Below are 19,013 nucleotides of genomic sequence, written 5' to 3'. Positions count from 1 at the left end.
TGGGTTAGAACCAGATCATCTTAATGGCAAGGCCAATCAGTAACAGGCCGAATACGCGTTTCAGTTGGTGTACCGGCAGTTTGTGGGTTAGGGAGGCACCGAAGGGTACGACGAGAAAACTGGCAATGACGATGCCGAAAAACGCCGGCCAGTAGATGTAGCCAGTGGCGTACTCGGGCAATTGGGTGGCATTCCAGCCAGCGACAAGAAACCCCAGCGTTCCGGCGGCGGCCACCGGCAGACTGCAGGCGGCGGAGGTGGCGATGGCTTGGCGCACCGTCACATTGTGCCACACCAGATAGGGCGTGTTGAGCGCGCCACCACCGATGCCGACCAGTGAGGACAGCGCACCGATAAGGGTGCCGGCTGTGGTGCGTCCCACCAGGCCTGGCAATTCTCGGTTGGGGCTGGGTTGGATGTTCAGCAGCATTTGCAGAGCAATGGCGATTTCAATCACCGCGAAAATCTGCGCCAACATACTGGCATTGAAGTATTGCGAAATCCAGCCGCCTAAAAAACCGCCCACCAGAATCCCCGGCGTGAGGCTTTTGACAATGTCCCAGCGAATGGCCTTGTGCTTTTGATGGGCGCGGGTGGAGGCGATGGCGGTAATGAGGATGGTCGCCATAGAGGTGCCAATGGCCAAATGCACTAAATGCGGGGTGTCGAGAAAATGCAGGAACACCGATGACAGTATCGGAATAATGATCAGTCCGCCGCCAATACCAAGCAGTCCGGCAAAAAAGCCTGCGACAATACCGGTCAACACATAAATAAGCAGTTCTATTAACATAAAATGGGACTGTTGAAATTAGAAGGACTGCACTATAGCACAAACAGATGTCATGTCCGTGACAAATAGCGGCAGCGGCAGATGTGTTGGGGTAAAGTGGTTGTGATCCGGGTTTGGATAAAAAAATGGAATAGTGGTTGTTTTTTAATGGCGTTTGATTATAATGCCCGATTCTTTCGAAAGAAGTAATTTTTCAGGGCCTTTGTGTGCAAAGGTCTCTTTTAATAGGATCGACATCATGAAACGTACATTTCAACCCAGTGTTATCAAACGCGCTCGTACGCATGGTTTCCGTGCTCGCATGGCAACCAAAAACGGTCGCAAGGTTTTAGCCGCTCGTCGTGCCAAAGGACGTAAGCGTCTGGCTGTGTAATCATTGTTTCAATGATTCAGCAGAACCCACAAAATTCTGATGCGTCGGGTTCGCGCTTATTTGAGGACACTGTTTCTGAGAGTAAGCTGGAACCGACCCATCACGATTTCCAGTTCCAATTCCCCAAGTCACTCCGACTGCTCAGTCCCAAGCAATTCCAGCAGGTATTCGCCCAGGCTGAAAAATTCTCTAACCGTCATTGGACGTTTATCGTGCGTCCCAATCATCTCACCATTCCGCGAATGGGTTTGGCGATCGCCAAAAAACAACTGATCAAAGCCGTTTGGCGTAATCGGGTAAAAAGATTGGCGCGGGAGACATTTCGTCAACATAAACAGGCCGTAAGCGGATATGATATTGTGGTTTTGGGGCGTAGAGGGATGCAGGACGTGGACAACGACGTTTTGATCAAAAGCTTTGAGCACTTGATTCGTAAAGTTAAGCAGAGTGGCCTCAAGCGCAGTGAATAATTAAGTTTAAACGGGTGCTCAAATTTAAGCAAAGCACTCTTTAGCCCGAATGATTGACAATCAGGAAACGACGGATGAATATGAAATCTTTCTGGTGGCTGGCATTGGCCTTCACCCTGTTATGGATTTGGTTGGAGTGGATGCAGTTTACCGGCCAGGCGGCGCAAAAGGCGCAAACCACTCAGTCAACTTCTGTAGAAACTGCTTCTGAACCTGCGCAAAACGCAAGGGTGCCCGGTGGAGAGGATGTGCCTGTGGCACAATCCACCATTCAGGAAGTGCCACAAGCCAAAGAAGTCATTCAATCCGGTCAGCGCATTCAGGTGAAAACCGATGTGTTGGAAATTGTCATCGACACCCAGGGCGGTGACATTCGTGACGTGAAGCTGCTGCAATACGCCGCCACCCAAGATCGTGATCAACCCTTTCACCTGATGGGCGATGAAGGGCCGATGATGTACATCGCCCAAAACGGCATTGCCCTGCCACCGAAAGCGACCTGGCCGGCTCCGAATCATAATGCCCTCTATCAAGCTTCTCAGTCACGCTATGACATGACCGGTGATATTCTAGAAGTGCCGCTGACTTGGAAAAAGGACGGTGTTGAGGTCACAAAAATCTACCGCTTCAAAAAAGGTGAATACCAGATTGAGGTGGATATGAAGGTCACCAACCACACTCAGTCGGATTGGACAGGTGCCCTCTATTCTCAACTGGTTCGCAATACCTATGATCCCGATCACAATGCCTTGATGTACACCTACACCGGTCCGGTGTTGTACAACGGTCATGCGGAAAGCAAATACGTCAAGCACTCCTTTGACGATTTGCAGACCAAGCCGGTGAACAATGTACCGGTCGAAGGCGGCTGGGCGGCGATGATTCAGCATTACTTTATGTCGGCCGTCATTCCGAGTCAGCAGAGTCAGAATATTTTCTACGCTCGCCCGAAAGGCACCACCGGTGAGTATGTGACCGGGGTGATGGAACCGATGGTAACGGTGGAGCCGGGTCAAACCGGTGATTTGAAAACCGAATTGTACATCGGGCCGATTATTCAGGATAAGCTGGAGAAGATTGCGCCAGGCCTGGAATTAACGGTGGATTACGGTGTCTTGACCATTATTGCCGAACCGATTTTCTGGGTGCTGGAAAAAATCCACGCGCTGGTCGGCAACTGGGGTTGGTCGATAATTCTGTTGACGATTCTCATCAAGCTGCTGTTCTATAAACTGTCGGAAACCTCTTATCGTTCCATGGCGCGTTTGAAGAAATTCCAGCCGAAGCTGCAACAGCTGAAAGAAAATTACGGCGACGATAAGGTGATTTTCCAGCAGAAGCTGATGAAGCTGTATAAAGAAGAGAAAATTAACCCACTGGGTGGCTGTCTGCCTATTTTGGTGCAGATGCCGGTGTTTATCGCGCTTTACTGGGTATTGCTCTACTCAGCGGAAATGCGCCAAGCCCCTTGGATTCTGTGGATTCAGGATTTGTCGGCCAAAGACCCCTATTATATTCTGCCGATTCTGATGGGGATTTCCATGTGGGTGCAGCAGAAACTGAATCCGTCGGCGATGATGGACGAAATGCAGCAGAAGGTGTTAAAAGCCTTGCCGTTTATCTTCACCATTTTCTTTATGTTCTTCCCGGCCGGTCTGGTGCTTTACTGGGTGGTCAACAACATTCTGTCGGTCGCGCAGCAATGGTACATCACCAAGAAAATCGAATCCGGTGAAGAGAAATAGTTTTAGAGGAAAACCAGATGCAATTAACCTATGAAAAACCGGGCAAAGATCATCCGAAATACGGTCAAGTGGACTGGCTGGTAATGGATGGCACCACGCCAATCTGCTACAAAACGCCAACCGGCTATCAACCGTTGGAGGGCGGCGCAGTGCAAACGGCCTCCCCCGCAGCGTCCGTGGACACCCAGCCGTTGTATGTGCTGTCGTTTAAGGTGAATGACGAAGCCGAAGAAATGACGTTTAAGTCGAAAAAGAAACTCGATAAAACGGTGGCCAAATTGAGTGAAAAACCGTTTGTGACCGATTTGCAGACCACCACCTATCATGTGGTCGCCGGTTAAGTTTCAATCGGTAATGGGGGAAATGAACCCACCCTCATCTTATTGAACGCCCGTTAGCATGACGGGCGTTTTGCATTCAGGAGTGCCGCTTGTGACGGAAACAGAGACAGCATTGGTATCCGGACGCAGCATTGCCGCCGTGGCCACCGCGCCGGGACGCGGTGGCGTGGGCATTGTGCGTGTGTCCGGCCCGCAGTGCCGCGGTATGGCGGAAGCAATACTCGGGTTTGTGCCGAAACCGCGTTATGCCCATTACGGTCCGTTTTACGGGGCGGAAGGCGAGGTATTGGATCAAGGCATCGCATTGTTTTTTCCAGGCCCCAATTCTTTTACCGGTGAAGACGTTCTGGAATTGCAAGGGCACGGCGGGCCGATCATTCTGCAATGGTTGTTGGAGAGAGTGGTGCAACTCGGGGCGCGGTTGGCGGAACCGGGCGAGTTTTCCAAACAGGCGTTCTTGAACGATAAACTGGATTTGGCGCAGGCCGAAGCGATGGCCGATTTGATTGACGCCAGCTCGCAGCAGGCGGCCAAGTCAGCGTTAAAGTCTTTGCAGGGTGAGTTTTCCAAACAGGTCAACGAACTGGTCGAAGAGCTGATTCAGTTGCGCATTTACGTGGAGGCCGCCATCGACTTTCCGGAAGAGGAAATCGATTTTCTGTCCGATGGCAAAGTGGCTGGGGAATTACAGCATATTCTCGATCGGTTGCACCAAGTGTTGGCGTCGGCGCAACAAGGGGTGTTGTTGCGGGAAGGGATGTCGGTGGTGATTTTGGGGCGCCCGAATGCCGGTAAATCCAGCTTGTTGAATGCCCTGTCCGGCCGCGAATCGGCGATTGTGACCGACATCGCCGGCACCACGCGCGACATCGTCAAAGAAGAAATCCAAATCGACGGCATGCCGTTGCATGTGCTGGACACCGCCGGGTTGCGCGAAGCGACCGATGCGGTGGAGCAAATCGGTATTCAGCGCGCCTGGGCGGCCATTGAAGAGGCCGATCGGATTTTGGTGGTGGTGCAGGCCAAGGAAAGCATCCACCCCGAAGACCGGGCGATTTTGACGCGGATGCCGTCTCATATTCCGGTGACCCTGATTCACAATAAAATCGACTTGATTGAAAAATCGCCAGGCCTGGACGAATCCGGTGTAATGACGGAAATCTGGCTGTCGGCCAAGCATCAGCTTGGGCTGGACTTGCTCAAGCAACATTTGAAAACCCAAATGGGGTATGCACAAACCCAGGAAGGTGTGTTTATGGCGCGTAAACGTCATCTGGATGCTTTGAATCGGGCCTTGGAATTCGTACAAACCGGCCAACAGCAGTTGGAAGCCTATGCTGCCGGGGAATTGCTGGCGGAGGATTTACGTCAGGCGCAGCAGGCGCTGTCGGAAATCACCGGGCAATTTACTTCGGACGATTTGTTGGGACGAATTTTTACCTCTTTTTGCATCGGCAAATAATTCGGAGAGCGCGACAGTGGTGACCTTGATGAACTGGCTGTTCGGATGGTTCGGCTATGAATGGGTGCGTGATCATCGTCCTTATCAACGTGACTGCGCCGACAATGAGCTGGATGACGGCTGGGACGACCTTTACGAACAGAATCCACGTTATCGGCTGCGCAAAAAACGCCCCCGAAACGACCATTGATTTTTACTCAGGAGCCGCATCATCATGTCGGACACAAAAATTCCATTGGAATACAAAGTCACGGTTGAAAAGCGTGCCATCAAACTGGTGATGCTCGGCGATGTTTTGCTGGCGGTGCTGGGGCTGAGCTTTTTCTACCTGACCGATTCGCTGGCGATTTTAATGGATGGGGTTTATCCATTCATTGATTTACTGGCCGGGCTTTTGACCCTGCGCGTGGTCAGCCTGATGGCGCAGCAGGCCAGTCAGGCGCAGCCTTTTGGCTATGCCATTTTTGAACCGGTGCTGAATTTCATTAAGGGTGTGCTGATATTGCTGGTCATTCTGGTGGCCTTTTACGCTTCGGTGGAAGCCATTTTGCACGGTGGCCGTCACATCGATGCCCACATCGCCGTGTATTATTCGGTGATTTCATCGGTGCTGGGGTTTGCCATGGCGTATGGTCTGTATCGCATGAACCAGACGGCACAGTCGTCATTGATTCATGTGGATCTGCAAGGCTGGTTGACCGGTGGGGTGCTCAGTATTGCCGTTGGTTTATCGTTTGGGGTCGCCATCTGGATGGAAGCCATCGGCCATGAAGAATGGGTGCCTTACACCGACCCGGTGGTGATTCTGATTCTGATCGTCTTGATGTTGCCGATTCCGCTCAAGATTCTCAAGGAAAACGGCCTGCAGATTATCGGCCGCACCGATGACGATCGCATCACCGATTTTTTGAAGACGCAGGTGCATCAGGTGTTCGATGCCGTCGCCTATCTGGATATTAAAATCCGCTATCTTCAAGCGGGGCGAATGATGTACGTGCAGGTGTACCTGCAGTTGGACGAACAGGCGCGTTTCGACTTGCACCAGCAGGACGATTATCGTGATCGTCTGTATCACCATCTCAAACAAACTTACGATTATCTGTCGTTGGATGTCATCTACACCGCCCAGCCGATTTGGGTGATGCGCAGCATCGGAGAAGAGCACGCCGAGCCATTGAAAACCGAAAACTGACCAGGCCTGGTCGAAAGGCCAAGTCACGAGAGAAACCCCTGCATGTCCTATCCTGTTCCCGCAGCACTGAACTGCGCCGAAATAGAAATCAAAAAAAGCCGTTTTATCGCCTATGCCAAAGGCATTCAGGATCGTGTGGAAGGCATGGCGTGGTTGGCGGAACTGAAAGCGCAGTACCCGGATGCCCGCCACCATTGCTGGGCGTATCTGCTGGGCAACCCGCACTGTGCCAGCAATGCCGGCATGGGCGATGACGGCGAGCCGTCCGGCACCGCCGGGAAACCGATTCTGAATGTGCTGCAACACAAGGGTGTCGGCGACATTATGATTGTGGTGGTGCGCTATTTCGGTGGCGTGAAACTGGGGGCAGGCGGTCTGACACGTGCCTATGGTCAAGCGGCGCAGGCGGTGATGGAAACCTTATCGGTCACCGAACAGGTGGACATGGCGGTGTGTGATATTCATTGTGATTTCGCGCTGGAGCAGCCGGTGCGCCATCATTTGAGTTTGGTGGACGGGATGGTGTTGTCGGTGGATTACCAGCGTCAGGTCACTCTGCAGGTGCAGTTTCCCGAGCAGGCGCTGGCGGAGTTTCAAGCCAGTATGGCTGCGCTGGGGTGCCAACTGGTTCTGGAATCCGAATCCGAACTTTAACCCGTCTGTCACAGACTTGGGTTAAGATGGGGAGATATAGGTAGCAGGAGTCCGAGTATGACACTATCCGCCTTAGACTGGGCTGAACCGTTTTTTCATAAGACTTCCGATGCCGAGCGGCTGGCACAATTGCAACAGGAAATTCTAACCCTGTTGGATAACGGGCTTGCGCTCGCCAAGTCCAAACATCGGGACGAAAAAGAATCGGTGCATGCCTTGCGCGTACTGTTCAAACACCTGCGAGCTTATTGGCAGCTGGTGCGTTTTGCCGTGCCGCGTCGAACGTTTCAAGCCGCTAAAAAACGAATGCGTCTGACTGGAAAACAACTTTCCACATCCCGTGACCATGATGTGTTGATGGATTCGCTTTTGGATTTACTGGAATCGGTGCCGGACGCGGAAAAAGCCTGTCTGATGGATGTGCTGAAAACCTGGATGAGCGATCCCCCGCCCGCTTCGATTCCGTGGGATAAGGTCATTCAGGCCTTGAAACAGGAACGCCAGGCCTGGCGAAAATTAACACTCGACTTTCAATCCGATACCGCTTTGCAGGATGGCTTGGCCATGACCTTTCGCCGCTGTCACGTCTTAGGCAAACAGGCGGTTAAATCCAGCGATTCCGAATCGCGCCACGCCTGGCGAAAATGGGTGAAATACGCTTATTATCAGCTAAAGCTGTTGCGGCAACTCGGGTTGCGCGGTCAACGCAAACGCATGCAGTGTCTCGACGAACTGGGCGACTGGCTTGGTCGCGAACACGACTGGGTGATTCTGGAAGGGCATTTGCAGACGATGTTAGCGCAGACGGCGCACTGGGAAGTGATTCACTCGGTGTATCAAACGAAAATGGCGGATTTCCGAACCGAAATCGCCGCTTTGCAGCGGCGTTTGGTCAAGTTGTAAGCCGATTACGCGACCGGTAAAAACTCAAAGGGCTCGGCCGGTTGGAATTGGTCGGTGGCATTGCCTGCAAAAATCTCACCGTTTTCGATGGTCAATTTTCGCACGGGTTGCCCTGGGGTCAAGTCAGCCTCTTTTAAGGATACCCAAAAGGTGCTGGGGCGATTGGCGGCGTCAAAGTAGTAAACCCGATTTTTGTGATCCGAGGCGGTGCGCCACAGGGTAGAGGACAGATTGGGCTGATCCGGCGAACTGATGCCAATGGGAACGCTCACCGCACGCTGAACACTCATCACGCTGGCAACGGCCTGATTTTTAAACGACTGCCCTGGCACGCTTTTGATCAGCTTTGAATCAATTGTGCGTGGAATGCTATTGATGAAATATTGGGTGCGGGCAAAACGATCTGCGGCGCTGATGGTGCCCGGTAGAAATTTTCCACCGCCGATGTTTTCCCAATAGGCGTTAATGGCCAGCTGCTGGGCATACGGCGGCGAATTGGTCATTACTGTGTAATCGCGGCTGTGGTGTATGCTCAGTTGGCCGTTAAGATACTCAAAAATGGCGGAGTCGCCACTGGCATCTGAAATGGCTAAGTGCAGTGTGGATGGCGAGCCGTTTGGCAGGGTGGGGCCTTGAATTTGAAAGGTTTCCTTGCGCAGGGCGGCCACCGCTTCCGCGACGGTGGCGAAATTGTCCAAGACGTATTGTGTCCACACAGCGTTGGACATGACGGGGCCTTGCCCATCGGGTTGGCCGTAGTCCGATTCTGCTAAAAAGAGAATATTGGCCACCAAGCCAGCTTCATTCAGGCCGTCGGTGGTGCTAGCATTGTAGCCAGAAGTGATGACGCTGCCGTATTTGGATGTCCAGCTGAAGGAATGTTTTCCGGCGGCACTGTCGCGGGTCATGCCTGCCGGAAACAGCCAGAGGTTGGAGGACATGTCTTCTTTCCAGTCCATATTGCGACCGGTCACAACGATATTGTCATCACCGGTGTAAAGGGATCGTGTACACATAAAAAAGTCCTTTCTTTTGACGAGGGCGTTCTCGAATAAAGCGGCTAAGTTTAACGGTACCTTATCTTATTACATCCTTATTACATCATCCAGTAGATGGTCAGCACCACGCCGACAAAATAAATCAGTAGGGTGAGTTGCAACATACGTTTATTGGCCTCTCGACTGTTGAAGGCTTCAAACGCTGGAAAACGCCGTAAAAAACGAAACCCCAGCCAAAGTATGGCCAATGCCAGAGCGGTTGATAACATACCAGTGATTAATATTGTGAGCACAAGCGAACCTTTCGTATTAAGAAAACCATTCTCGTATAATACTCAAAATATTCCCCCATGTTTTTGAGAAATTTATGACAACGACCGCCAATCAAAGTGCTTTGGGCAAGCAAACGCCTTACTGTCACCGCTATGATCCCAGTTTGCTGTTTCCGGTGCCGCGTCAGGAAAAGCGCGATGAACTGGGCGTTTCCCTCGATGCGTTGCCGTTTTTTGGCCAAGACGTGTGGACGGGGTTTGAGATTTCCTGGCTGAACGACAAGGGCAAACCGCAGGTCGGTTGGGCGCTGTTTTTCTTTCCGGCCTCGTCGCCGTTTCTGATTGAATCGAAATCCTTCAAGCTGTATTTGAATTCATTTAACGGCACCCGTTTTGCGTCGGCCGAAGTGGTCAAGCAGCATTGGATCACCGATTTGTCCCAGGCCTGCGGCGGCGAGGTGTCGGTGCAGCTGTTTGCGTTGGACGAGACGCAAACCTTAATCGGCTCGCCGCCGGGTGATTGCCTGGACAATTTGGACATAGACGTGAGCGATTATCAAGTTCGCCCAGGCCTGTTAAAAACCGCCTCGTCGAAACGGGTGTCGGAAACGCTATACAGTCATTTGCTAAAATCCAACTGTTTGGTCACCGGCCAGCCGGATTGGGGCACGATTGTGATTCGTTACGAGGGGTCGGAGATTCAGCGTGAGGGTCTGCTGAAATATTTGGTGTCGTTTCGTGAGCACAATGAATTCCATGAGCAGTGTGTCGAGCGGGTGTTTATGGATCTGATGCACCATTGCCAACCGGAAAAATTAACCGTCTATGCCCGTTACGTTCGGCGCGGCGGGCTGGATATTAACCCCTATCGTTCGAACTTTGAAACCGAATTCGACTTGCGTCGCTTGGTGCGACAATGACTTTGAACCGATGCGGTGGCGGGATTCGCACTTATCACCAGAAACAGCGTGGTGTTCAATTCCAGCTTGGTGTAAAATTTCTGTCATGAATCATTCCAAGCCTTTCGACGCCCCAGTGCAGACCCACCTAAAGCCACAGGCTTCTGCCTTGACGGTCGCCTATTTTATGCATTCCGGGCTGGAAACCTGTTCGCCGGACACTTCGCTGAAAAGTGTGATTGGTATTTTGAGCCAGAAAAACATCGGTTCCATTCTGATCGAGTCCGACGGGGAGATCGACGGCATCTGGACGCGAACCGATTTACTGCGTCTGGATCTCACCCGGCCTCAGGTCTTGCAAGCACCGATTTCGATGGTGATGAACTCACCGGTCAGTCGCATCCATCAGGATGAGCTGATTTCCTCTGCTACCTATCTGTTCCACAAAAAACACATTCATCATTTGCTTGTGGTGGATTGCGACGAGCGCCCGGTCGGTGTGGTGACGCAGACGGACTTGGTCAATGCCAAAGCCAGCGAGTATTTTCTCGAAGGGGTGTCGATCAGCGAGCTACTGGACGGCCACCTGCACTTTATCGACGCAACGGCGGGCTTGGATGCCGTGCTGGCGATGATGGCGGAAAAGGATGTGGACGCGCTGGTGGTTCAAAAAGGTGATCGGCACGGTATTGTGTCCATGCGCGATCTGCTGAAGTGTTTTTCCGAACGCGACGAATATCTGAAGTTGAGCGTGGCGGACATTGCTTCCTGGCCGTTGATCAGCGTGCCGCACACCCAAAGTTTGGCGTATGTGCGCAATTTTATGATTGAGCGCAATTTTCATCACATCGGCGTGGTGGATGAAGACGACCAGTTAATGGACTTAATCAGTTTTGCCGAACTTCTGCACCGCATTGAAGAAAGCTTTCATTTCCAAACCAGCCTGAGCATCAAAGAAAAAGAGCAGCGCGTACTGGAAGCGGAAACCCTCTACCGTGACTTGTTAAGCATGTCGATGCACGGGGTGTTGATTTATCAGGATGATCGCATCGCTTACGCCAATCACCCACTCTATAAGCTGTTGGGCTATCAAGAATGCGATTTGATGCAGAAGTCGTTAATGGATCTGTTGCCGCCCGTGGAACGAGAAGCCTTCGCTGCGCGTTTGCACGCTTTGGAGCACCAGCATCCGACCTATATCGAGCAGGCGCTGGTCTGTCAGGATGGCGGTCATGTGATGGTGGAGCTGGCGCACAAGCCGATTACCTACCATGCCGAACCGGCGCATCTGGTGATGGTGAATGACCTGACTCAGCACCATGAAAGCGAACGTTTCCGCATGCTGACCCGATCGGTGTTCGACAATGCCGGTGAGGGCATACTGGTGACCGATGCCGATAACCGCTTTGTGCTGGTGAATCGAAAATTTGAAGACATCACCGGTTATGCCTTTGAGGACGTCATGGGGCAAGACCCGGCCATGCTCAGCTCGGGCAAGCAGAACAAAGCCTTTTATGCCGAGATGTGGCAGTCACTGGCGGAAAGCGGAACCTGGCAGGGCGAAATCTGGAATCGCAAGAAAGACGGCACCATTTACCCGGAGTGGCTGACCATCAATGCGGTGAAGAGCCGAGACGGCGAGGTGCTGCACTATGTGGGCCTGATGAACGATTTAAGTCAGCAGAAAGCGACGGAACAGGAAATCAACCGTTTGTCGTTTTACGATATTTTGACCGGCCTGCCGAATGTGTCGCTGTTTAAAAATCGCTTGCAGCAGTCCATCAAAACGTCTTCACGGGAATCCCAGAAGGTCGCATTGCTGATTGTGGACATTGCCCGTTTTAAAATGGTCAACGATGCCGTCGGCTACGAGTACGGTGACAAGCTGCTGAAAGCGGTGGCGCATCGTTTGAGTCAGCTATTGGATACCGAAGATTCGGTGGCGCGGCTGGGTGCCGATAATTTTATGATTCTATTGGAAGCGATTAAAGGCAAAGACGAGGTGGGTACCTTTGCCGACCAGTTGATTGAAGCCTTTATGGCACCCTTTAATATTGACGATCAGGATCAGGTGCTGGACATTAAAATCGGCATTGCCTTGTCCTCTCTGGACGGAGAGGAACCGCTGGATTTGATGAAGTCCGCCGATGAAGCCTTGTATGAGGCCAAAAAACTGCCACACAGCGGCTATGCGTTCCATTCCACCGAATTGACCACCAGCACATCGGAATATTTTTTCTACGAAAAGGCGTTGCGCCAAGGGCTGGAAAACAAAGAGCTGGTGGCCTACTTTCAGCCGCAGATTTCGTTGCGCGACCAGCGCGTGATCGGCGCGGAAGCCCTGGTGCGCTGGCTGCACCCTGAGATGGGCGTGGTGCCGCCGAGCAAATTTATCGGGGTGGGCGAATCCACCGGACTGATTATTCCGCTGGGGCGGGAAGTGCTGGCGCAGGCCTGTCGTCAGTGGCAGGCCTGGGAAAAACAAGAGCTGGCATTGGAACGCATTTCGGTGAATGTCTCCACCATTCAGCTAATGCATCAAGGCTTTGTGGAATCGGTGGCGGACGTGCTGGCCGAAACCGGGCTGAATCCGTCGGTGCTGGAGCTGGAAGTGACGGAAAGCTTCCTGCTGCAAAATGAACAGCAAGGGATTGAAGTGTTGCACGCCTTGAAAGCCTTGGGCGTGTCCTTGTCGATGGACGACTTCGGCACCGGTTTTTCCTCCTTGTCGTACTTGAAAAAATTACCGCTGGATCAGCTTAAAATCGACCAGTCGTTTATCCAGTCGCTGCCGGACGATGCCGAAGATCTCGCCATTGTCGAAGCCATTATTGCCGTGGGGCAAGCCGTGGGCGTGGAGGTCATTGCCGAAGGCGTGGAAACCGAAGCACAAGCCGCATTCCTGCTGGAAAAAGGCTGCCTGTTTGCCCAAGGCTACCGCTTCAGTCGGCCATTACCCGCAGAAGATTTCTTCAACTGGTGGACGCAGTTCAAGCCGCAATAAGGTTGTTCTTTACGGTCAATCAATCCGTCTCTTGTCAATGAAAAATCAATCGAGTCTAACCGCTTTGATTTCTCTATCTATTATCCATTAAGAAGTTCTTTCGCTTGAACAGGGAATTTTTGAATTAACCATTTTAACAACTCTAACTGATCGCCACCCCTTGCCCTTCGAACTTGAATCAACAGCTTTTGTGCTGATGGCCTTTCAAGAGTTAAGTTTGAGGCACCTTCGTTACATACAGAACAAAGCGCTCTGAGATTTGCGGCATCATCAGTTCCGCCTTGAGATTTATCTACGATATGGCCGATATGTAACCTTGTTTTTCTTGTGGGGTCATATGGGTGGGGCTCGCCAGCAACCGCTCCGCACATTTGACAGGTAAACCCATTTCTATCAAGGACGAATGCTCTTGTTTCTTTAGATATTGATCTTTCAAAAGCGGGTTGTGGCTTTGGGTTTTCTAGAATATATTGCCCCGGCTTTAGGTCGCTTCGATCATTATGCGTCTGGATTTGATAGCCTTCTTCAGTTCGTAATTCTCTAACCCTTCGTGCCCATTCAGTAATGTCTCCGGCAACTTCTCGCAACTCATCCGAATCCATAATACGGTTAATGTTTGCCAGAAAATGCTCCCTTAGCTTTGCTCTTGCCCCAATTTTTTTCTTCATTTGGTCTATCCTAAAGCTCTGATTGTTCTTCTGCTTGTTATCGCATTGTATATATTGGCTGCTACTGCATGCGCGACAGGCGGCGGAAAAGCATTGCCGACTTGCCTATATGCTGGGGTTTTTTTACCAATAAAGTGCCAATCATCGGGAAATCCTTGAATTCTTGCGACCATTTCAACTGTAAGCCTTGGCATGCCAATGAAATCTTTGCTAGGTGCTTCATAAGCGATTCCCATTCCGTCGACACCTAATGTAGCCCACGCCTTTTTGGCTCGTGTTGGCCCAAGGTCTGGCCCTCCGTGTTTTTTCGAGCCGCCAACTATAGTTGGTGCAATATCATCTGCCTGCTTTATCCATTGTTCAACGCCACCCCAACCATTAGCTGACATTTTGTCTTTAAGCAATTCACCAACAGTCTTTGGATTTTGATTGTTTGTTTCTGGCCAAAGAAAAGAATGAGAAAAGTCTTTTTTTACAGCAACAATCACAACTCTTGGTCGTAACTGGGAAACTCCAAAATCAGAAGCATTTAATAGCCTCCACTCTGCAATATATCCCATTTTTTCCAGTTGTCTTTTAAGATTAAGACGATAATCTTCAAAAACTGCATCTAAAAAGCCCCTTACGTTTTCGAGCATTACCACCTTCGGCTTTATTTCGTTAACAAGACGCAACGCTTCAGGGAACAAGTCACGTTCATCATGTTTTCCTAGCTGTTTTCCAGCTTTAGAAAATGGAGGACATGGTACGCCGCCAGCGAGTAAATCCACACCGCGAAACTTTGAGCCATCAAATTCTTTGACATCACCTTCAATTACGTTCCAGCTAGGGCGATTTTCTCTGAGGGTGCTACAGCAAGGCGCTTCAATTTCAATCAGTGCTTCCGGCTCAAAACCTGCTCTTTCAAGGCCAATAGCCTGTCCTCCTGCACCGGCACAGATTTCTACACATGTTAATTTGGTCATTGTTGCCACCTTCTTGGGTTAATGGCTTATATTCTACCAAATTTTATGGTTGGTTCAGTCGGCTGCTTTGTGTTGAGCAGGTCTTTATACTTTGTGTCCTATCCGAATGGCTTTGTCATGTCATCTGTTATAGCAGTTTGAACGGCTCACTTTCGCCAGGCCTGGTGAATTTTGCTATTCAGTTATTTTGCATTTCTTGCTTGATTCTGTCGATAAATGCGCCGATGTAGGCTTTGTTTTCCGCGTCTTCGTGAATGGCGGCGTAAAGCTTCGACCACAATCCTTGCGTGCCGAGCCGAAGAGTCGGTAAATGCTGGAATTCCGGCAAGGTCGCCAGCAACCACTTTGGCAGAACGCACACGCCTTTACGGCTTTCCACCAGTTGCAGCATCATCAACGTCATTTCCGATAAACGTTCGTTCGGCGAAATGTCCGCCGGCATCAGAAAATGTTTGAACACATCCAGTTTTTCTTTCGGCACCGGGTAATGAATCAGGGTTTCGTGTTTCAAATCCTGCGGCGTCAGCCAATCCGCTTCCGCTAATGGATGCCCGGCGGCCGTCACCAAAACGGATTCGTAACTGAACAATTCCTTGTAAGTCACGCCGCTCAGTTCCACCGGGTCGGAGGTGATGACCAAATCCAGCTTCTGGCGTTGCAGATTGGACAACGCCTGATTGTTCGCTGCGCCGGACAGGCTATTGACCACGTCCATGTCCACACCCTGCCAGGCCTGTTGATAAGTGCGCATCACCGGCAGCAGCCATTCAAAACAGGTGTGGCATTCCACGCCGATAAACAACCGCCCCTGCTCGCCCGACTCGAAACTTTTCAGCGCCATTTCGGTTTGTTCCAGCTTAGGCACGATTTCCTGAGCGGTTTTCAGCAGCATCTTGCCGGCGGGGGTGAAGCGAATCGGCGAGCTTTTGCGCTCGAACAGCTTCAAACCGAGACCGTGTTCCAATTGTTTGATTTGATGTGATAGCGCCGATTGCGTCATGCACAAGGTCTGGGCGGCGAGGCTGACGCTGTTGTGTTGCTGTAGCGCCAGCAGGGTTTTGAGGTGGCGAATGTCAATCATTATTAATATTTCTCATATATCTTTGAATATTATTCGTTTGTTTTCATGTTTTGAGGATTCTATCATTGTTTTTGTACAAATAGAAACGTATCTAATGGAAAGGAAACAATTATGACACTCCACAACTTAGGCTACCCGCGCATTGGCGATAAACGGGAATTGAAATTCGCATTGGAAACTTACTGGAAAGGCGAGCAAAGCGAGGCCGAACTGGCCGCCGTGGCAAAAGACATTCGCCGTCGCAACTGGCAAACCCAGTTGGACGCGGGCGTGGAATTGTTGCCCGCCAACGATTTTGCCTATTACGACCAGTTCCTGAACATGAGCACCTTGCTGGGCGTGATTCCGAAACGCTTCCGGCAAGAACCGTATGATTTGGAGGTGGCGTTTCGCATGGCGCGTGGCCGAGCGCCGTCCGACGATGCGGCCGCCTGTTGCGCCGGGCATGCGGGGCACGAACAGTCGGAACCGGTTTCTAAAACCACGTCCAAAGCGGATTACGCCGGGGCGATGAAAAAATGGTTCGACACCAATTACCACACTATTGTGCCGGAACTCGAAGACGATACCACTTTTGCCATTACCGACACGCGTTTGTTTGACGAAGTGGCCGAGGCCATTGGAGTGGCAGGCCTGGCGAAAAACGTCAAACCCGTATTGGTCGGCCCGGTTACGTATTTGTATCTGGCGGAAAACAAAGGTACGGCGATTCCGAAGCTGAGCCGCTTGCCGGAATTGCTGGCGGTGTATGGCGAAATCTTGCAACGTCTGGCCGACCAAGGCATTGAATGGGTGCAAATCGACGAACCGATTCTGGTGCTGGAATTGGCCGACGAATGGCAACAAGCGTTCCAACAAGCTTATGACGCTTTGAGTCAATCGCCGGTTAAATTGCTGTTGGCCACTTATTTTGAAACGCTGGGCGATAATCTGTCGCTGGCGTGTGACTTGCCGGTGGCCGGATTACATTACGATGGCCTGCGCGGTGCGAAACAGTTGAACGACGTCGTCGCGCAATACCCAGCCGATAAAGTGCTGTCCATCGGTTTGGTGGACGGGCGCAATATCTGGAAAACCGATGTCACCGACGCGATTGCCCAACTTCAGGACGCCAAAGCCAAGTTCGGCGACAACCTGTGGGTGGCGCCAAGCTGTTCGTTACTGCACGTGCCGGTCAATCTGGAGGTGGAAGAAACGCTTAATCCGGAACTGAAAAACTATCTGGCCTTCGCCAAACAAAAACTGGCGGAAATCAAACTGCTGGCGGACGCCTTAAACGGCCAGGTCGATGAAAAAGCGTTGGCCGTGAACGCTCAAGCCATTGCCGATAAGCAACAGTCCAAATTGATTCACAATGCCGACGTGCAAGCGCGAATCGCCAAATTGGACCAAGTCGCCTTGGATCGCGCCGCGCCTTATGCCGAGCGTGCCGCCGTTCAGAAGCCCAAGTTCGATTTGCCGTTGTTCCCGACCACGACCATCGGTTCCTTCCCGCAAACGCAGGCCATTCGTCAGACCCGTCTGAAATTCAAAAAAGGCGAGATCTCCGAAGCGCAATACATTGACGCCATGCAAGCGGAAATCCGCGATGTGTGTGAACGTCAGGAACGCATCGGCATCGACGTTTTCGTGCACGGTGAGCCGGAACGTAACGACATGGTGGAATATTTCGGTGAGCAATTGGACGGTTTCGCCTTTACCCAATTCGGCTGGGTGCAATCTTACGGCTCGCGTTGCGTGAAACCGCCGATTATTTTCGGCGACGTTTCGCGTCCGAAACCGATGACGGTTTTCTGGTCGCAATACGCGCAAAGTCAAACCGACAAAACCATGAAAGGCATGCTCACCGGCGCGGTCACGGTGCTGCAATGGTCGTTCGTGCGTAACGATCAAACCCGCGAAGCCACCTGTAACCAAATCGCCCTAGCCTTGCGCGATGAAGTGTTGGATTTGGAAAACGCCGGCATCCACATGATTCAAATCGACGAAGCCGCATTGCGTGAAGGTTTGCCATTGAAAAAATCGGATTGGGCGGCGTATTTGCGTTGGGCGGTGAACAGCTTCCGCATGACGACTTCCGGCGTGCAGAACGATACCCAGATTCACACCCACATGTGTTATTCCGAGTTCAATGACATTATCGAAGCGGTGGCGCAAATGGATGCCGATGTCATCACCATCGAAACCTCCAAATCGCAAATGAAACTGCTGGATGCCTTTGTGGATTTCCAATACCCGAACGAAATCGGGCCGGGGGTGTACGACATCCATTCGCCGAACATTCCGACCGTGGAACAAATGGTGGACTTGATTCAAAAAGCGGCGGAAAACATTCCGGCGGAACGCCTGTGGGTGAACCCGGATTGCGGTTTGAAAACCCGAGGCTGGCAAGAAACCGAACCGGCGCTGACGAATATGGTCGAAGCCGCCAAGGTGTTAAGAAAACGTTTTGCAGGCCTGGCAAAAAGTGCTTAACTGGCTTTTCCCTAGGGGCTTTATGACTTTTGGGCGTGTTCAGAATTCTGAACACGCCTGCTTGACGCTTATTCGGGCTGGAAAACGATTACTGTTTCAAATCCCGATAAAAATTCTCATGCACGCCTAAAAGTAACAAGGTTCGAGAAGTTTCATCCCACTCATAGGCGAGTCGATATGGCTGATTAACGCAATCGAATTTATAGACAAACACGCCGGCTAAATCGCCTTTCTTTTCGGTGCCGACTTGCGGCGTTTCGATAATTATTTGAATCGCTCGGTTGACTTCTTTCAACTGGTTTTTATGCAACTTTTTATAGACACGTTTGAACGTCGGTTTTTGTAAAACTTGAATCATGGCGTTTATTCGCCGTCGCGGAATTCAAATGGTTCGACCTCTTGATGTTTGGCAACCAGCAATTCTTTAATGGCCTCTATCGACAGCTCTGGGTTTTCCATCGCGGTTTTTCCAATTCTTGCCCAATACTCGATTTGGTTTGGAATGGAACGCAACTCTGCTTTGGCTTGAGATTTGGCTTCTTGATAAAAGTCATCATTGATTCTGACGCTGATGCTCATGTCGCTCTCCACAAAAAAGATAATATGCCTACAATTGTAGGCACATACTTTCTTAAAGCCAAGCAAAAAACAGTCGTTTAACCTGGAAATTTACCTTCGGTTTCTTCGATTCATAAATTTGCGCCAAAATCGCGCAGAA

Annotated in this window: 20 protein-coding genes; 12 read left to right on the top strand and 8 right to left on the bottom strand. The window is 51.2% G+C overall.

Annotation, left to right across the window (positions count from 1 at the left end; genetic code table 11):
* Positions 1–4: 4 nt before the first annotated feature.
* A complete protein-coding gene (locus ACP5D0_RS03975; protein ID WP_472364287.1) occupies positions 5–793 on the bottom strand; it encodes a sulfite exporter TauE/SafE family protein in 789 nt (262 codons plus the stop codon).
* 238 nt (positions 794–1,031) lie between these two features.
* Here ACP5D0_RS03975 and rpmH point away from each other — a divergent pair, with 238 nt between their 5' ends.
* From rpmH to ACP5D0_RS03930, 9 genes are all read left to right on the top strand, one after another.
* Positions 1,032–1,166, top strand: coding sequence for a 50S ribosomal protein L34 (gene rpmH, locus ACP5D0_RS03970; protein ID WP_011371608.1), 135 nt, complete (start codon positions 1,032–1,034; stop codon positions 1,164–1,166).
* Between the two features lie 11 nt (positions 1,167–1,177).
* Positions 1,178–1,636 (top strand): ribonuclease P protein component, encoded by a 459-nt coding sequence (gene rnpA, locus ACP5D0_RS03965; RefSeq protein ID WP_472364285.1) that lies wholly within the window; start codon positions 1,178–1,180, stop codon positions 1,634–1,636.
* A gap of 74 nt (positions 1,637–1,710) precedes the next feature.
* On the top strand, positions 1,711–3,381 hold the full coding sequence (gene yidC / locus ACP5D0_RS03960) for a membrane protein insertase YidC (protein ID WP_472364284.1): 1,671 nt from the start codon (positions 1,711–1,713) through the stop codon (positions 3,379–3,381).
* A gap of 17 nt (positions 3,382–3,398) precedes the next feature.
* A complete protein-coding gene (locus ACP5D0_RS03955) occupies positions 3,399–3,722 on the top strand; it encodes a hypothetical protein (RefSeq protein WP_472364283.1) in 324 nt (107 codons plus the stop codon).
* A gap of 91 nt (positions 3,723–3,813) precedes the next feature.
* Positions 3,814–5,184, top strand: coding sequence for a tRNA uridine-5-carboxymethylaminomethyl(34) synthesis GTPase MnmE (mnmE, locus tag ACP5D0_RS03950; protein ID WP_472364282.1), 1,371 nt, complete (start codon positions 3,814–3,816; stop codon positions 5,182–5,184).
* 28 nt (positions 5,185–5,212) lie between these two features.
* Positions 5,213–5,374, top strand: a complete 162-nt coding sequence (locus ACP5D0_RS03945) for a hypothetical protein (protein WP_472364281.1) — start codon at positions 5,213–5,215, stop codon at positions 5,372–5,374.
* A 24-nt stretch (positions 5,375–5,398) separates the two neighbouring features.
* Positions 5,399–6,376, top strand: coding sequence for a cation diffusion facilitator family transporter (locus ACP5D0_RS03940; RefSeq protein WP_472364280.1), 978 nt, complete (start codon positions 5,399–5,401; stop codon positions 6,374–6,376).
* A 42-nt stretch (positions 6,377–6,418) separates the two neighbouring features.
* Positions 6,419–7,030, top strand: coding sequence for a YigZ family protein (locus ACP5D0_RS03935; protein ID WP_472364279.1), 612 nt, complete (start codon positions 6,419–6,421; stop codon positions 7,028–7,030).
* A gap of 57 nt (positions 7,031–7,087) precedes the next feature.
* On the top strand, positions 7,088–7,933 hold the full coding sequence (locus ACP5D0_RS03930) for a CHAD domain-containing protein (RefSeq protein ID WP_472364278.1): 846 nt from the start codon (positions 7,088–7,090) through the stop codon (positions 7,931–7,933).
* Positions 7,934–7,938: 5 nt separating this feature from the next.
* On the opposite strand, the gene ACP5D0_RS03925 is transcribed toward ACP5D0_RS03930, so the two are convergent.
* Positions 7,939–8,949, bottom strand: a complete 1,011-nt coding sequence (locus ACP5D0_RS03925; protein WP_472364277.1) for a linear amide C-N hydrolase — start codon at positions 8,947–8,949, stop codon at positions 7,939–7,941.
* Between the two features lie 80 nt (positions 8,950–9,029).
* A complete protein-coding gene (locus ACP5D0_RS03920) occupies positions 9,030–9,200 on the bottom strand; it encodes a hypothetical protein (RefSeq protein ID WP_472364276.1) in 171 nt (56 codons plus the stop codon).
* A gap of 98 nt (positions 9,201–9,298) precedes the next feature.
* Here ACP5D0_RS03920 and queF point away from each other — a divergent pair, with 98 nt between their 5' ends.
* On the top strand, positions 9,299–10,123 hold the full coding sequence (gene queF / locus ACP5D0_RS03915) for an NADPH-dependent 7-cyano-7-deazaguanine reductase QueF (protein ID WP_472364275.1): 825 nt from the start codon (positions 9,299–9,301) through the stop codon (positions 10,121–10,123).
* 85 nt (positions 10,124–10,208) lie between these two features.
* Positions 10,209–13,106 (top strand): EAL domain-containing protein, encoded by a 2,898-nt coding sequence (locus ACP5D0_RS03910; protein WP_472364274.1) that lies wholly within the window; start codon positions 10,209–10,211, stop codon positions 13,104–13,106.
* An 80-nt stretch (positions 13,107–13,186) separates the two neighbouring features.
* Here the strand turns inward: ACP5D0_RS03910 and ACP5D0_RS03905 are convergent, their stop codons facing one another.
* The 3 genes from ACP5D0_RS03905 to ACP5D0_RS03895 all read right to left on the bottom strand — a co-directional run bounded on the left by ACP5D0_RS03905 (position 13,187) and on the right by ACP5D0_RS03895 (position 15,820).
* On the bottom strand, positions 13,187–13,774 hold the full coding sequence (locus tag ACP5D0_RS03905) for an HNH endonuclease (protein WP_472364273.1): 588 nt from the start codon (positions 13,772–13,774) through the stop codon (positions 13,187–13,189).
* Positions 13,775–13,779: 5 nt separating this feature from the next.
* Entirely contained in the window at positions 13,780–14,739 is a 960-nt protein-coding gene (locus tag ACP5D0_RS03900) for a DNA cytosine methyltransferase (RefSeq protein WP_472364272.1), read from the bottom strand.
* 178 nt (positions 14,740–14,917) lie between these two features.
* The gene (locus ACP5D0_RS03895) at positions 14,918–15,820 is read right to left on the bottom strand and encodes a LysR substrate-binding domain-containing protein (protein WP_472364271.1); all 903 of its coding nucleotides are present in this window, start codon (positions 15,818–15,820) and stop codon (positions 14,918–14,920) included.
* 111 nt (positions 15,821–15,931) lie between these two features.
* Here ACP5D0_RS03895 and metE point away from each other — a divergent pair, with 111 nt between their 5' ends.
* Positions 15,932–18,295 carry a 5-methyltetrahydropteroyltriglutamate--homocysteine S-methyltransferase gene (metE, locus tag ACP5D0_RS03890; RefSeq protein WP_472364270.1) on the top strand — a complete coding sequence of 788 codons (2,364 nt, stop codon included), beginning with the start codon at positions 15,932–15,934 and terminating at the stop codon, positions 18,293–18,295.
* Between the two features lie 88 nt (positions 18,296–18,383).
* Here metE and ACP5D0_RS03885 read toward each other — a convergent pair whose 3' ends face one another.
* Positions 18,384–18,653 (bottom strand): type II toxin-antitoxin system RelE/ParE family toxin, encoded by a 270-nt coding sequence (locus ACP5D0_RS03885; RefSeq protein WP_472364269.1) that lies wholly within the window; start codon positions 18,651–18,653, stop codon positions 18,384–18,386.
* 5 nt (positions 18,654–18,658) lie between these two features.
* Positions 18,659–18,874, bottom strand: a complete 216-nt coding sequence (locus tag ACP5D0_RS03880) for a TA system antitoxin ParD family protein (protein WP_472364268.1) — start codon at positions 18,872–18,874, stop codon at positions 18,659–18,661.
* Positions 18,875–19,013: the final 139 nt, after the last annotated feature.

The sequence above is a fragment of the Hydrogenovibrio sp. genome (assembly GCF_049975065.1).
In the GTDB taxonomy this organism is placed as follows: Bacteria; Pseudomonadota; Gammaproteobacteria; order Thiomicrospirales; family Thiomicrospiraceae; genus Hydrogenovibrio.
Note: the sequence above shows the minus strand (reverse complement) of the source record. Positions and strands in the feature narration are given on the sequence as shown.

Excerpts from the sequence above, each read along its gene's own strand:
- ACP5D0_RS03925 (WP_472364277.1), bottom strand. The coding sequence starts at position 8,949 with ATGTGTACACGATCCCTTTACACCGGTGATGACAATATCGTTGTGACC.
- yidC (WP_472364284.1), top strand. The coding sequence starts at position 1,711 with ATGAATATGAAATCTTTCTGGTGGCTGGCATTGGCCTTCACCCTGTTA.
- ACP5D0_RS03935 (WP_472364279.1), top strand. The coding sequence starts at position 6,419 with ATGTCCTATCCTGTTCCCGCAGCACTGAACTGCGCCGAAATAGAAATC.
- ACP5D0_RS03940 (WP_472364280.1), top strand. The coding sequence starts at position 5,399 with ATGTCGGACACAAAAATTCCATTGGAATACAAAGTCACGGTTGAAAAG.
- ACP5D0_RS03975 (WP_472364287.1), bottom strand. The coding sequence starts at position 793 with ATGTTAATAGAACTGCTTATTTATGTGTTGACCGGTATTGTCGCAGGC.
- ACP5D0_RS03885 (WP_472364269.1), bottom strand. The coding sequence starts at position 18,653 with ATGATTCAAGTTTTACAAAAACCGACGTTCAAACGTGTCTATAAAAAG.
- ACP5D0_RS03905 (WP_472364273.1), bottom strand. The coding sequence starts at position 13,774 with ATGAAGAAAAAAATTGGGGCAAGAGCAAAGCTAAGGGAGCATTTTCTG.
- ACP5D0_RS03895 (WP_472364271.1), bottom strand. The coding sequence starts at position 15,820 with ATGATTGACATTCGCCACCTCAAAACCCTGCTGGCGCTACAGCAACAC.
- ACP5D0_RS03900 (WP_472364272.1), bottom strand. The coding sequence starts at position 14,739 with ATGACCAAATTAACATGTGTAGAAATCTGTGCCGGTGCAGGAGGACAG.
- ACP5D0_RS03955 (WP_472364283.1), top strand. The coding sequence starts at position 3,399 with ATGCAATTAACCTATGAAAAACCGGGCAAAGATCATCCGAAATACGGT.
- queF (WP_472364275.1), top strand. The coding sequence starts at position 9,299 with ATGACAACGACCGCCAATCAAAGTGCTTTGGGCAAGCAAACGCCTTAC.
- ACP5D0_RS03880 (WP_472364268.1), bottom strand. The coding sequence starts at position 18,874 with ATGAGCATCAGCGTCAGAATCAATGATGACTTTTATCAAGAAGCCAAA.
- metE (WP_472364270.1), top strand. The coding sequence starts at position 15,932 with ATGACACTCCACAACTTAGGCTACCCGCGCATTGGCGATAAACGGGAA.
- ACP5D0_RS03945 (WP_472364281.1), top strand. The coding sequence starts at position 5,213 with ATGAACTGGCTGTTCGGATGGTTCGGCTATGAATGGGTGCGTGATCAT.
- ACP5D0_RS03910 (WP_472364274.1), top strand. The coding sequence starts at position 10,209 with ATGAATCATTCCAAGCCTTTCGACGCCCCAGTGCAGACCCACCTAAAG.
- ACP5D0_RS03920 (WP_472364276.1), bottom strand. The coding sequence starts at position 9,200 with ATGTTATCAACCGCTCTGGCATTGGCCATACTTTGGCTGGGGTTTCGT.
- ACP5D0_RS03930 (WP_472364278.1), top strand. The coding sequence starts at position 7,088 with ATGACACTATCCGCCTTAGACTGGGCTGAACCGTTTTTTCATAAGACT.
- rnpA (WP_472364285.1), top strand. The coding sequence starts at position 1,178 with ATGATTCAGCAGAACCCACAAAATTCTGATGCGTCGGGTTCGCGCTTA.
- rpmH (WP_011371608.1), top strand. The coding sequence starts at position 1,032 with ATGAAACGTACATTTCAACCCAGTGTTATCAAACGCGCTCGTACGCAT.